Consider the following 13,127-nt stretch of genomic DNA (forward strand, 5'->3'; position numbering starts at 1 on the left):
GTTCATCGGCGTCGCCATGACCGCGGTGGGCGAGAAGGCCGCGCCGCTCCTGCGCGGGGTCGAGGCGTTGGCGCAGGTCATCCTTCAGGTGACGAACTACGTCATGCGTTTCGCCCCCCTCGCCGTGTTCGCGGCGGTGGCCGGGACGCTTGCCGAGCGGGGCGCGGGGATCATCGGCAGCCTCGCCTACTTCATGGGCACCTTCTATCTCGGCATGGGGCTGCTCTGGCTGCTGCTGATCGGCGTCGGGTTCGACGACCAGTCGGAGCGATAGCTGCCGTCATAGCCGAAATAGAACTGCCCGCTCTCGCCGAAGAGGTTGCCCTCGGCATTGGCCTCCGCGCCCCACGAGAAGGCCCACTTCGACACGCCCGGCAGGTCCTGGCCCGAGGCATCGACGAAAGGCGGGCTGTTGCCGCCCGGCGTGCCCGGCGCGCTCGGCATGCCCGAGAAGCTGCACGGCCCCGTTGCCGGCAGCGTCATGCCGCCCGACAGCTCGGGCGGCGGCGGCGCGTCGCAGAAGGTCACATATTCGGCATCGGTAAAGGCGCCGCTGGCATAGGCGTTGAACCGAGCGCTCGGCCGGACCGAGAAATCGGCCTCGAACCCGCGGCTCCTCACCTTTTCGGCATTGGCGAGATAGCCACGCACCGTGCCGAACTGGCCGTTGCTGACGTTGGCCTGGAAATCCTTGATGTCGGTCCAGAAGCCGGTGACGTTGAAGGTCACGCGTCGGTCCCAGAACTGCGTCTTGATGCCGCCCTCGAAGTGATCGACCTGCTCGGGCTCGATCGTTGCGGCCGCGAGAATCGGCGCGCCATTGGCATTGGCCGGCACGCCGTTCAGGTTGATACCGCCCGTCTTGAACGCGCGCGAATAGGTCGCATAAAGGTTGATGTCCTCGGCCAGCTCGTACCGAAGGTTGAGGTCGTAGCTGAGGTTCCACGCGCTGAAGCGCGGCTCGAAATACTGCGACGCCTGAATGCCGCGCTGCTGCGCGGTCCAGGAATCGTTGTAATAGGGCGAGCCGGGAACCGCCGAGACGATCTGGCGCGTGCCGTCCGACGCGGTGCCCGTCACGACCGAATCGTAGAGTCCGTCCTTCCTGTCGTAATTGACGCGGATGCCCGGCGACACGGTGAAGCGGTCGGTCACTTCCCAGTTGAGCTTGCCGAAGACCGCCAGGCTGGTGTTGTCGAGGCGGATGTCGTTGATCGCGACGACGTTGTTGAGCACCGCCGGATTGTTCGACAGCGCGCTCGTCGGGTTGAGCAGCCACCTGCTCGCCGCGGGGCCGGTTTCCTGGATGCCGCTAGTGCGGATCTTCTGGTGGAAGCCGAACAGGCCGAGCGTCAGGTCGAATCCGCTACCCTGATGGTTGAAACGGAACTCCTGCGTATACTGGTTCTGCTTCGTCGGATTGTTGACCTTCGTATAAATGGGCAGGCCGGTGTAGTCGCGGTCATTGGCGGGGGTCCAATCCCAGTATCGCCACGCGCTGATCGACGTGATGGTGTTCGCCTCGTCGAGCTCCCAGACCAGCCGCGCCGACAGGCCGCCATGTTCGTTGCGTGCGCGCAGCTCCGCATCGACGTCGGTCAGGCGGTCATAAGGGTTGGTGCTCGGCACCGCGTAGCCGGGGAAATAGCCGACCAGTGCCGGAAACTGCCGGTTCGCCGCGCGCTGCGTCGAGCCGTAGCTGCCATAGGAAAACGCGCAGCAGATCGGGTCCTGAAGGTTCCAGTCGCCCGAGACGGTGATGTCGAGGTCGGGCTTCACCTTCCAGAGGAGCGACCCGCGCACGCCGACGCTGTCCTGCGATTGGACATACTGGTCGGTGGTGGTGTTGTAGACCGTCCCGCGCCGGTCGGTCACGGTGGCACTCAGCCGCGCGGCAAGCGTTTCGGACAGCGGGCCGGAGACCGAGACCTTGCCCTGCTTGAAGTCGAGATTGCCGGCGGTCACCTCGGCCTTGCCCTCGAACTCGAAGCTCGGCGCCCGCGTCGTGATGTTGATCGCGCCGGCGGTCGTGTTCTTGCCGTAGAGCGTGCCCTGCGGCCCGCGCAGCGTCTCGACCCGCTCGACATCGACGAAGTCGAGCGTCGCCGACGCGATCCGGTTGTAATAGACATCGTCGATATAGATGCCGACGCCCTGCTCGAACCCGTCATTCGTCAGGCCGAACGGCGCACCGATGCCGCGGATGTTGATGAAGGTGTTGCGTGGGTTCTGCGAATAGAATTGCAGCGTAGGCGTGAGCTGCGTCAGGCGCGAGATGTTGTACGTCCCCTGCGCGTCGAGTGTCGCGCCGCTGACGACCGAGACGGCGATCGGCACCTGCTGCACATTCTCCTCGCGCCGGCGGGCGGTGACGGTGATGTCGCCGGCTTGCTGCGCGGCGAGTTCCTCGCCCTCTTCGAGCGCGGGGGCGACGACGGGCGCTGGCACGCGCGGCGGCTCGGCTACGGCGACAACCTGCGGACTGGCCGCGATCAGCAATACTCCCTTCAGCGCAACAACACTCATGACGATGATCCTCCCTGGAACATCGTCAAACCTACAATTCCTATCGGGATGGTCGATAAAGAAGCATTTGGGGATTGTGAAGCGTCGCTGCTCCGGTCGTTGCTCTTGAAATCAGACCGATCCGGCCCATCTTCGTTCCTGTCGGCGACGCCAGCGAACGGGTCGTCGGCGGCGCCGCGCCGTTACCGGGCGGCGGCCAACGTCACATTGCTTCCTCGGAGGATATGACATGAGCCGTTTCGACTTCACTCCCTATCGCCGCTCGACGATCGGTTTCGATCGCCTGTTCGACCTGCTCGAGGCAAGCACGCGTCAGCAGCAGAGCGACAACTACCCGCCCTTCAATCTCGAGAAGACCAGCGAGGATCATTACAGGATCACGCTCGCGGTCGCCGGCTTCAAGTCCGACGAGATCGACATCACCGCGCAGCAGAACCTGCTCCTGGTGTCGGGCCGCAAAGGCGAGGACAATGACAACCAGCGCGGCAGCTTCCTGCACCTTGGCATCGCCAACCGCAGCTTCGAGCGGCGGTTCGAGCTGGCCGATTTCGTGCGGGTCGAGGCCGCTAACCTCGCCGACGGGCTGCTGACGATCGACCTCGTCCGCGAAGTGCCCGAGGCGATGAAGCCCAAGAAGATCGCGGTGACCACCGGCACGCCCACCGGCCCGGCGATCGAACACAAGGCGGCGTAACGCGCCGCTTCCTCGCTAGCAGGCGCCTTGCTCCCTTGGGCGTCGCAGCGAAAGGCGTCCGGACCATGGGTCCGGGCGCCTTTTGACTCTCCAGGAAATGTGCCGAACTTCCTTCGTCACCCCGGACTTGGTTCGGGATGACGAGAGACTCAAACCAGTCGCGACTGCGCCACCGCCGCCGCGATGAAGCTTGCGAACAGCGGGTGCGGGTCGAAGGGCTTGGACTTGAGTTCCGGGTGGAACTGGACGCCGACGAACCAGGGATGGTCGGGCCGCTCGACGATCTCGGGCAGCATGTCGTCGGGCGACATGCCCGAGAAGACGAGCCCGCCCTTCTCCAATGCGTCGCGATAACCGGTATTGACCTCGTACCGGTGGCGATGGCGCTCCGAAATCTCGGTCCCGCCATAGATCGAGGCGACGACGCTGTTACCCGCCAGCTTCGCCGGATAGGCGCCGAGCCGCATCGTGCCGCCCAGGTCGCCGCCTGCCTCGCGCGTCTCCAGCCCCTTTTCGCTCATCCATTCGGTGATGATGCCGACGACGGGCTCCTTGGTCGGGCCGAACTCGGTCGAGGACGCCTCGGCGATCCCGGCCAGGTTCCGCGCCCCCTCGATACAGGCCATCTGCATGCCGAAGCAGATGCCGAAATAGGGTACGCGCCGTTCGCGCGCGAAGCGCACGCTGGCGATCTTGCCCTCTGCCCCGCGCGACCCGAATGCGCCGGGGACGAGGATCGCGTGGCACGGCTCGAGCGCGGCGGCGACCTCCGCCTCGTCGCCCTCGAACAGCTCGGCGTCGATCCAGCGGATGTTGACGCGTACCTTGTTGGCGATGCCGCCGTGAACCAGCGCTTCGTTGAGCGACTTGTAGGCGTCCTGCAGGCCGACATATTTGCCGACGACGCCGACCGTCACTTCGCCCTCGGGATTGAACAGGCGGTCGGTGATCTCCGACCAGCGACCGAGGTTCGGCTTCTCACCCGGCTCGATGCCGAAGGCGCGCAGCACTTCCTCGTCCAGCCCCTCCTCATGGTACTGGAGCGGCACGGCATAGATGCTCTTGGCGTCCAGCGCGGCGATCACCGCCTCGGGCCGGACGTTGCAGAACTGCGCGATCTTGCGCTTGTCGCCCTCGGGCAGCGGCTTTTCGCAGCGGCAGACGAGCACGTCGGGCTGGACGCCGAGCGCCGCCAGCTCGCGCACCGAATGCTGCGTCGGCTTGGTCTTCAGCTCGCCCGCGGCGGCGATGTACGGCACCAGCGTCACATGGACGCTAATCGACTGGCCGCGGCCGAGGTCGTTGCGCAGCTGGCGGATCGCCTCGATGAACGGGAGCGACTCGATGTCGCCGACGGTGCCGCCGATCTCGCACAGGACGAAGTCGAGATCCTCGGTCTGGTCCTGCGAGAACGCCTTGATCGCGTCGGTGACGTGCGGGATCACCTGCACCGTCGCGCCCAGATAATCGCCGCGCCGCTCGCGCTGGATGATCGTCTGATAGATACGACCCGACGTCACATTGTCCGACTGGCGCGCCGATACGCCGGTGAAGCGCTCGTAATGGCCGAGGTCGAGGTCGGTCTCCGCCCCGTCGTCGGTCACATAGACCTCGCCATGCTGATAGGGGCTCATCGTCCCCGGATCGACGTTCAGATAGGGATCGAACTTGCGGATCCGCACGCGATAGCCGCGCGCCTGGAGCAGCGCCGCGAGGCTCGCTGCCATAAGACCCTTGCCGAGCGACGAGACCACGCCGCCGGTGATGAAGATGTACCGCGCCATGGGAGGAAACGCCTAACGCCGAAAACAATGGGGACCAAGCGCGCGAATCCGCGACGCCCGAAAATAATGCGAAGCAAGGGGCCTCGCGCGCCGTGGGCGTTACTGGCCCGGCGCGCTCGAATTGCCGGCCGGTGCCGCCTGGTTCGCGACCACCGCACCGGCAGCCGCGTCGAGCGGATCGACAGCGGGCGCCGCAGGCGCGGGGCCGGTCGGCACCGCGGGGGCTGCCGAGGTCGGCCGCGCGAGGCTGGTGTCGATCGCGTCGGCGCGCCGCGTCGCCGCCAGCACCGCGAGCAGGATGCTCATCGCGATGAACAGGCCCGCCAGCACCGCGGTCGCGCGCGTGAGGAAATTGGCGGCGCCGCGCGCCGACATCAGCCCGGAGGGGCTGCCGCTCGAGGTCAGGCCGCCGCCCTCCGACTGCTGCATCAGGATGACGGTAACGAGCAGGGCTGCGATGACCGCATGCACAATGAGGAGGAAGGAGAACAGCATCGGGGGCAAGGAATCCAGTTCGCGGGCGCGACAGGCGACGCCCTGATTGCCGCGCACATAGGCCGGGCGCGCCGCCGGATCAACCGCGCCGGCACCGGCCTCGATCGGACGAATGTGACATTTGCGGAACGTCGCGAAACCGCAGGGCTTTCAGGGCGTTCAGGTGCGCAGAGAGCCTCCGTGCTTGCGGAGCTGTAACGATATGGATTCGCGCGTGAATGCGATCAGCCCTGCAGCATTGTCGTCATGGATGCACACGCTGGTGGATTATGTCCGCTCGGGCGAGCCCGATCTGACCAATCGCCAGATGGCATTGTTGATGCTCGTCTACCTCGAACCCGGCCCGCATACGGTGCGCGGGCTTGCCCGAGCGCTCAACGTCTCAAAACCGGTCGTCACGCGCGCCTTGAACAGGCTGGGCGCGCTCGGCTATCTGCGCCGCCAGCGCGACGATAGCGACAAGCGCAACATTTTCGTGACGCGCACACCGGAAGGGGCGGAGTTTCTTGCAGAATTCGGGCATTTCCTCGAGGCCGACGACGCCTATCCCCGCCGTAACGGCGTCGGCACCGCGTGAACGCCATGCGCTGACCGGCCGCTCGGTCCGCCTCGATCCCCGGATCGACGCGGTGCGCGCCGACCTTACCGACCTGCGCCTCGCCGACCGCGTGTTTGCCCCGCATTATGCGGAGGCGCAGGCGCAGACCGCGCTCGCCGCGACACCGCTGCTGGTGGCGCCCGGCGGCATCGCGGTGTCGGAGCTGTTGCCGGGCGACGCCTTCGACTTGCTCGAGCTCAGCGGCGGTTTCGCCTGGGGCCGGTCGCTCACCGACGGCGTCGTCGGCTATATCGATGCCGGCGCGCTGGGCGAGCCCGTGACCGCGACCCATATCGTCTCGGCGCGCGAAGCCGCATTGCACGAGGCGCCCGACCGCAATGCCGCACCGCTCGCGGCACTACCGATGGGCAGCCGCATCGCCGCCCTGGGCGAGCGTGACGCCTTCCTGCTCACCGATCACGGCTATGTCGCGGCCGAGGCGGTTCGGCCGATCGGCGAAGCCGACGCCGCAGAGGTCGCCGCCGCGGCGCTCCGCATGATCGGGGCGAGCGAGCGTGCCGGTGGCCGGTCAGGCGCGGGCGTGGATGCGGCGGGCCTCGTCTTCCTTGCCCACGACGTTGCCGGAGTCGCGGTGCCGCGCCTCCCCGACCTGATCGCGGCGGCGCTGACACCCGGCGGCGACGCGCCGGCGGCGGGCGATGTGGTCGTGTTCGCCGATCACCTCGCGATCATGGTCGATGCGGTCAGCGCCGTGCATGTCGAGGGGCGCGTCGCCCGCGAACGGCTGTCGACGCTGGCAGAGCGGCACGGTGCGCCGGTCGCATATGGAAGGATCGGCTGATGCGCAGCGTCTTCATCGACGGCGGCGCGGGGACCACGGGCCTCGAAATCCGCGAACGGCTTGAGGGTCGACCCGAGTTTCACGTGACGACGCTGGAGGGCGACGCGCGCAAGGACGCCGCCGCGCGCGCCGAGGCGCTCGACGCCGCCGACTTCGTCATCCTCTGCCTCCCCGACGACGCCGCGCGCGAGGCGGTAGAGCTGATCCGCAACCCCGCCGTCCGCATCATCGACGCCTCGAGCGCGCACCGCGTCGCCGACGGCTGGACCTATGGCTTCCCCGAGCTTGAGCCGGTGCAGGCCGCGGCGATTGCCGAAGCGGCCCGCGTCAGCAATCCCGGCTGCTATCCCACCGGCTTCCTCGCGCTGGTGCGGCCGCTGGTTCGGACCGGCCTCGTCCCGCACGACTGGCCGCTCAGCGTCAATGCCGTGTCCGGCTATTCGGGCGGCGGCAAGGCGATGATTGCCGAGTTCGAGGCCGGCGCGACCGCCACGGCGCACCGCGCCTATGGCCTGTCGCTGTCGCACAAGCATTTGCCGGAGATGCAGCGCCACGCGCGTATCGCCCACCCGCCGATCTTCCAGCCTGCAGTCGCGCGGACCTATCGCGGCATGCTGGTCGAAGTGCCGCTGCCGCTCCACGCGCTGCCGCGCAAGCCCTCGCTCGCTGCGATCGAGGCGGCGTGGCGCGAAGCCTACCGCGACCAGCCGCTGGTTCGTGTCGCAGCAAGCGAGGAAGCGACGAGCGTCGAGATCGAGGCCGATGCCGGCACCGACCGCATGACGCTGCGCGCCTTCGGCAATGCCGAGACGGGGCAGGCGCGGCTGATCGCCACCCTCGACAACCTGGGCAAGGGCGCAGCGGGCGCGGCCGTGCAGAACCTTAACCTGATGGCCGGGCTGGATCAGGCGGCGGGGCTGCGGGTCTGAACGGGCAAACCGTAACCCAGCGGATGCTGGGGTACGGCGCCGAATTCTACGCGGTGACCAGCGCCTCCAGCGCGTTGATCGTGAGCGGCTGGGCGCAGAGAAAACCCTGGTAATACTGACACCCCTCGGCCGCCAGCAGTTCGAGCTGCTGATCCGTCTCCACCCCCTCCGCGATCACGGCGAGGCCCAGTGAGCGGGCCATGTCGATGACGCCGCGCACGACGATGCGGTCGCGCGGATTGCCGGCAATGTCCTGCGCCAGCGCCTTGTCGATCTTGAGATAATCGAGCGGCAGCGCCTTGAGATAGGCGAGGCTCGAATAACCCGTGCCGAAATCGTCGATCGCGACGCGCAGGCCCGCCCGGCGCAGTTCGGCGAGCAGGCGCGACGCCTCGCCCAGCTCCGCCATGAGGCCGCTCTCGGTGATCTCGACGGTCAGCCGCGCGCGCGGGAAGCCGCTCGCATCGACGCGGTCGAGCAGCCGGTCGGCGAACCCCGCGCGCGCAACGTCGCCGGCGGTGACGTTGATCGAGACGCGGAGCGCCGTCAGCGCTGCTGGCCACGCCGCCGCGCGCGCGAGCGCCAGCGACTGGACGTGATCCGACAGCGTCGATGACAGGCCCGCGCGGCCGGCGGCGGCGAACAGCGTTTCGGCCCCCAGCTCGCCCAGCTGGGGATGACGCCAGCGTGCCAGTGCCTCCACCCCGACAATCGCGCCGCTCGCAATCGCGACCTGCGGCTGCCAGAGGATCTCGATCTGCCCGCCCTCGATCGCATCGCGCAACTGTACCGCGAGCGCGTCTATCGACACCGCCTGGTCCGAATCATCCTCGCCCAGCCGCCGCAGCAGCGCCGCCGCATCGTCGCCGGGTTGACTAACGACACCGCGGACAGATGCGCCGACGGGCATCAACTCGCCTTCGACGACAAAGGGCCGTGAGAGCGCCGCCTCGATAGCCGGTGCCGCCTCATCGAGCGGGCGGCGCGCAGCGACCACGAACTCGGCGCCGTCAAGGCGCGCGACGATCGGCCGCGGAGCGCCCTGCGCCCCCAGCGCCTCCTCGATCCGCCGCGCCGCCGACTGGATCAGGCGGTCGCCCGCGCCCCGTCCGTAAGCGAGATTGACGATGTCGAGCCGCGCCAGGCCGATCGCGAGCAGATGCACCGGCCCCTCGATCAGCGCATGATCGATCCAGCGCCGCGCGCCCGCGGCGTCGCGCACGCGCGGCATCGCCTCGCGAAGCAGGGCGGCGACGTCGGGCGGCGTGCCCAGCGGCTCGACCAGCGCTAGCAGCCGGCCGGTGCGGGCGTCACGCTGGAGATGCTGGACGACGCGCCCGAGCGGCTCGATCGTCTGGACCACCGCCGTCGTCGCGGCGATGTCGCGCAGCGCGCCGCGAAGCTCGTCCCGTGCCCCGGCCGACAACAGGCGCATCGCGGCACGCGCCGTCAGCGAATCGGGCTGATCGACCAGCCGCGCAAGCAGCGGCGACAGCTGCACGCGCCGGCGCTCGGGATCCCAGCGCCAGCCGATCAGGTCGCGGCCCGGCGCGGCACTGCCACGCGGCGTCGCACCGCGCGCGGCGAATCGGAGCGCCTGAAGCAGTTCTTCCTCGCCAAAGGGGCTGGCGAGGAAATGCGTCGCCCCCGCCTCATACAGCGCGCCGAGCCGCGACAGGTCGGTCTTCGACACGCAAACCAGCATTGCTGCCGGCCGCTCCACCGCCTCGCCGAGCGCGCGCGCCGCGATCAGCCCGTCCTCGAACGCTCCGCGCGCATCGATCAGCGCCATCGCCGCACCCGAGGTGCGAAAGCGGCGCTCGACCGCTTCCCCGCGCCGAGCGGCTACCGCCTGCCACCCGCCGCGCGCCACCAGCGCGGCGAGCTCGTCACGTTGTCGGAACGAAAGCACGAACAATGGCGGCTGGCCGCGCGGTGCAATCTCGGCGTCGCTGGTCACCCGCTCCCCTTCCCCTCTGACCTGAGGGTGTAGCGCGGCGGCACTTGCGCGCCAATCCGGGGTTGTTCGCAATTCACCGACGACCTAGGTTATTTGGCAGCATGACGATCCCCACCCCCCTTATCGATCGTCACGGCCGCGCCATCCGCTATCTGCGCGTCTCGGTCACCGACCGCTGCGACCTTCGCTGTCGCTATTGCATGGCCGAGAAGATGAGCTTCCTGCCGCGTTCGGCGCTGCTCACCCTCGAGGAGATGGCGCTGATCGCCGAGCGGTTCGTCGCACGCGGGGTGACCAAGATCCGGCTGACCGGGGGCGAACCGCTGGTCCGGCGCGACGCGATCGATCTCGTGCATCGATTGGGGCGGCACGTCGGCACCGGGCTCGACGAACTGACGATGACGACCAACGGCACGCGGCTCGCAGATCATGCGGGGGCGCTGTTCGCCGCGGGCGTGCGGCGGATCAACGTCAGCCTCGACAGCCTCGATCCCGCGACTTTCCGGCACATCACCCGCCACGGCGACCTGGGCCAGGTGCTGGGCGGCATCGCTGCGGCCAAGGCGGCGGGGCTGGCGGTCAAGATCAACGCGGTCGCGCTTGCCGGGCTCAACGATCATGCGCTCGGCGACATGCTCGACTGGTGCATCGCCGAGGGGCATGACCTGACGCTGATCGAGACGATGCCCGTCGGGGCAATCGACGAGGATCGCGCCGACCGCTTCGTCCCGCTGACGAAGGTGCTTGGACAATTGCAGGCTCGTTTCGAGCTTACCCCCGATGCCCGCTCGACCGGCGGGCCTGCGCGATATTGGCGTGTCGGGGACAGCGACGTTCGCCTCGGTCTTATCTCTCCGCTCACGGGCAATTTCTGCGCGGGCTGCAACCGCGTCCGGCTGACGACCGAGGGGATGCTCTATACCTGCCTCGGTCACGAGGATTCGGTCGATCTGAAGGCGGCGATCCGCTCGGGCGGGCTCGCTGGCGTAGACGCTGCAATCGACGCGGCGCTCGCCGCCAAGCCGCTCGCTCACGAGTTTCGCATCGCGCCGGGCGCGGCGCCGGCGCATGCACGGCACATGAGCGTCACCGGCGGATGAGCATCTTTTCGCGGGCCGCGCTGGTGGCCTCTCCCACGGGTCCGGCGCAGGCCGCGATCGGCGAGCTTCGCGAGCGCTATGAGTGGGTCGATCTGGACGCGGCCGAGATGCTCGTCGTCCTCGGCGGCGACGGCTTCATGCTCCAGACGTTGCACATGATGCTCGAGCGGCGGCGGATCGTGCCGGCGTTCGGCATGAACCTCGGCACCGTCGGCTTTCTGATGAACGAATGGCGGCTGACCGGGCTGGAGGAACGGATCGCCCGCGCGCGACCCTTCCGCGTATCGCCGCTCCTCATGACCGCCACGACGATCGACGGCACGCGCCACGTCCTGCCCGCAATCAACGAGGTGTCGCTGCTGCGCGAGACGCGTCAGACCGCCAAGTTGCGCGTCGAGGTCAACGACCGCGACGTGCTACCCGAATTGGTCTGCGACGGCATCCTCGTCGCGACGCCGGCGGGCTCCACCGCCTACAATCTGTCGGCGAACGGCCCGATCCTGCCCTTGGGGTCGAAGCTGGTCGCGCTCACTCCTATCAGCCCGTTCCGCCCCCGGCGCTGGCGCGGCGCGATCCTGCCCGAAAAGGCGCGCGTCGCGCTGACGGTGCTCGAGGCGGACAAGCGCCCGGTCAGCGCCGTCGCCGACCAGCGCGAGGTCCGCGACGTCGCCCGTGTCGAGATCGCGATCGACCATATCCGTGACCTCACCCTGCTGTTCGATCCCGAACACGCGCTCGACGACCGGATCACGATGGAACAGTTCATCGCCTGACCGCCCGGGCCGCCCGTCGCGGCGCCGACCATTTTTTCCAATCGCCGCCGGTCAGGTCGCGTTAGATGGTCGCGCGGGGGTGTAGTTCATGACGATAAAAGTGATCCTGCTCGCCACTGCCGCGGCGGTTACGGCCGCACTGCTGCTCTTGGCTCATCGCAAGTCGCAACGCAAACGACGCGCCGCACGCGCATCTCGGCGCGAACACAACCTGGAACTCGAGCGCAAGTGGCAAGCGTTCGTCGCGCGTCAGCAAGAAAGCGAATGATTGCACGAGGAACTCGAGAGCGATCCGCCGCGACGGACAGGCTTCCGGTGGCTCCCTGAGTAGGATTCGAACCTACGGCCGCTCGATTAACAGTCGAGAGCTCTACCGCTGAGCTATCAGGGATCACCAAGTGCCGGCGGGCGTCCCGCTCGCCGGAGGCGCGCCTATAGCAACGCCGTTTCGGATCGCGCAAGCGGGGAAGGCAGGTTTTTTTGCCCTCCCCGCCGTCGTCCGGTCACCCAACGAATGCGCGCTCGATCACGAAGTCGGCAGGCCGCGCATTCGAGCCTTCCTCGAAGCCGATCGCCTCGAAATGCTTGGCGAACTCGTTGATCATCGCGGTCGAGCCGCAGAGCATGATGCGATCCTCGGCGGGATCGAACTGCGCCGGGCCGGTGATAGGCTCGGCGAACATCTTGCCGCTTTCGATCAGCGCCTGGATGCGGCCCTGATTCTCGAACGGCTCGCGCGTGCAGGTCGGCAGATAGTGAAGCTGCGCCGCCGCCTGCTCGCCGACCAGCGGATCCTCGGCGAAGCTGGCCGACAATTCCTCACGGAAGGCGAGGTCGCTGACCCGGCGCACCGAATGGACGACGATCACCTGCTCGAACCGTTCATAGGTGTCGGGATCTCGGATCAGGCTGAGGAACGGAGCAAGGCCCGTGCCGGTCGACAGAAGGAACAGCCGCTTGCCCGGCCGCAGCGCGTCGGTGACAAGCGTACCGGTCGGCTTGCGGCCGAGATAGAGCTCGTCGCCCTCGCCCACCAGCTGAAGGCGCGAGGTCAACGGGCCGTCCTCGACCTTGATCGACAGGAACTCGACCTCCTCGGCCCAGGCGGCGCTGGCGATCGAATAGGCGCGCATCAAGGGCTTGCCCTCGACTTCCATGCCCAGCATCACGAACTCGCCCGAGCGGAATCGGAAGCTTTGCGGGCGTTCGACCGCCAGGCTGAACAGATGCTCGTTCCAGTGGCGGACCCAGAGCACCTTGACCGTGTCGAAGGCGGCGTGCGGGGGCTGGACGATCGGCAGGCGGGCGGGGGCGTTCAAGACAAGGGCTCCGTGGCGGGGCGCGCAGACGGGCGCGCGAGGAATGGCGGCGAAATGATCGCAGCCGCTTCCGGTTGCAAGACAGTTTGTCTTGGGCAGGCATGCCGAGCACCTTGGCCCGATTGAATGTTGCATCGCAAAACTTAT

General features: G+C 67.9%; 12 protein-coding genes, 1 tRNA gene and 1 pseudogene. 8 read left to right on the plus strand and 6 right to left on the minus strand.

The window, feature by feature from the left end:
- A pseudogene (locus COC42_RS15345) lies at positions 1–250 on the plus strand (cation:dicarboxylate symporter family transporter); the annotation flags it as partial.
- Here the strand turns inward: COC42_RS15345 and COC42_RS15350 are convergent.
- The gene (locus tag COC42_RS15350) at positions 205–2,526 is read right to left on the minus strand and encodes a TonB-dependent receptor (RefSeq protein WP_096344256.1); all 2,322 of its coding nucleotides are present in this window, start codon (positions 2,524–2,526) and stop codon (positions 205–207) included. The pseudogene COC42_RS15345 and the gene COC42_RS15350 sit on opposite strands and share 46 nt — an antisense overlap.
- A 229-nt stretch (positions 2,527–2,755) precedes the next feature.
- Here COC42_RS15350 and COC42_RS15355 point away from each other — a divergent pair, with 229 nt between their 5' ends.
- Positions 2,756–3,220 (plus strand): Hsp20 family protein, encoded by a 465-nt coding sequence (locus COC42_RS15355; protein ID WP_096344257.1) that lies wholly within the window; start codon positions 2,756–2,758, stop codon positions 3,218–3,220.
- A 149-nt stretch (positions 3,221–3,369) separates the two neighbouring features.
- Here COC42_RS15355 and COC42_RS15360 read toward each other — a convergent pair whose 3' ends face one another.
- Positions 3,370–5,004 carry a CTP synthase gene (locus COC42_RS15360; RefSeq protein WP_096344258.1) on the minus strand — a complete coding sequence of 545 codons (1,635 nt, stop codon included), beginning with the start codon at positions 5,002–5,004 and terminating at the stop codon, positions 3,370–3,372.
- 99 nt (positions 5,005–5,103) lie between these two features.
- Positions 5,104–5,499 carry a preprotein translocase subunit SecG gene (secG, locus tag COC42_RS15365; RefSeq protein WP_425442866.1) on the minus strand — a complete coding sequence of 132 codons (396 nt, stop codon included), beginning with the start codon at positions 5,497–5,499 and terminating at the stop codon, positions 5,104–5,106.
- Between the two features lie 250 nt (positions 5,500–5,749).
- On the opposite strand from secG, the gene COC42_RS15370 reads away from it, so the two are divergent.
- From COC42_RS15370 to argC, 3 genes are read left to right on the plus strand one after another with little or no spacing between them, the layout of a single operon-like run.
- Positions 5,750–6,076, plus strand: coding sequence for a MarR family transcriptional regulator (locus COC42_RS15370; protein ID WP_096344551.1), 327 nt, complete (start codon positions 5,750–5,752; stop codon positions 6,074–6,076).
- Entirely contained in the window at positions 6,006–6,899 is an 894-nt protein-coding gene (locus COC42_RS15375; RefSeq protein ID WP_141395863.1) for a hypothetical protein, read from the plus strand. Before COC42_RS15370 ends, COC42_RS15375 begins: the two co-directional genes overlap by 71 nt.
- On the plus strand, positions 6,896–7,828 hold the full coding sequence (argC, locus tag COC42_RS15380) for an N-acetyl-gamma-glutamyl-phosphate reductase (protein WP_096344260.1): 933 nt from the start codon (positions 6,896–6,898) through the stop codon (positions 7,826–7,828). Before COC42_RS15375 ends, argC begins: the two co-directional genes overlap by 4 nt.
- A 46-nt stretch (positions 7,829–7,874) precedes the next feature.
- Here the strand turns inward: argC and COC42_RS15385 are convergent, their stop codons facing one another.
- Entirely contained in the window at positions 7,875–9,788 is a 1,914-nt protein-coding gene (locus COC42_RS15385; protein WP_245844287.1) for an EAL domain-containing protein, read from the minus strand.
- Positions 9,789–9,889: 101 nt separating this feature from the next.
- Between COC42_RS15385 and moaA the strand changes: the two genes are divergently transcribed.
- The 3 genes from moaA (at position 9,890) to COC42_RS17780 (ending at position 11,929) form a co-directional block, all read left to right on the plus strand.
- Positions 9,890–10,888, plus strand: a complete 999-nt coding sequence (gene moaA, locus COC42_RS15390) for a GTP 3',8-cyclase MoaA (RefSeq protein ID WP_096344262.1) — start codon at positions 9,890–9,892, stop codon at positions 10,886–10,888.
- Positions 10,885–11,661 (plus strand): NAD kinase, encoded by a 777-nt coding sequence (locus COC42_RS15395; RefSeq protein WP_096344263.1) that lies wholly within the window; start codon positions 10,885–10,887, stop codon positions 11,659–11,661. Before moaA ends, COC42_RS15395 begins: the two co-directional genes overlap by 4 nt.
- 100 nt (positions 11,662–11,761) lie before the next feature.
- The gene (locus COC42_RS17780; RefSeq protein ID WP_176484718.1) at positions 11,762–11,929 is read left to right on the plus strand and encodes a hypothetical protein; all 168 of its coding nucleotides are present in this window, start codon (positions 11,762–11,764) and stop codon (positions 11,927–11,929) included.
- Between the two features lie 48 nt (positions 11,930–11,977).
- Here COC42_RS17780 and COC42_RS15405 read toward each other — a convergent pair.
- Positions 11,978–12,052 (minus strand) — tRNA-Asn (locus tag COC42_RS15405).
- A gap of 112 nt (positions 12,053–12,164) precedes the next feature.
- The gene (locus COC42_RS15410; protein WP_281253120.1) at positions 12,165–12,962 is read right to left on the minus strand and encodes a ferredoxin--NADP reductase; all 798 of its coding nucleotides are present in this window, start codon (positions 12,960–12,962) and stop codon (positions 12,165–12,167) included.
- Positions 12,963–13,127: the final 165 nt, after the last annotated feature.

The sequence above is a fragment of the Sphingomonas spermidinifaciens genome, from assembly GCF_002351485.1.
In the GTDB taxonomy this organism is placed as follows: domain Bacteria; phylum Pseudomonadota; class Alphaproteobacteria; order Sphingomonadales; family Sphingomonadaceae; genus Sphingomonas; species Sphingomonas spermidinifaciens.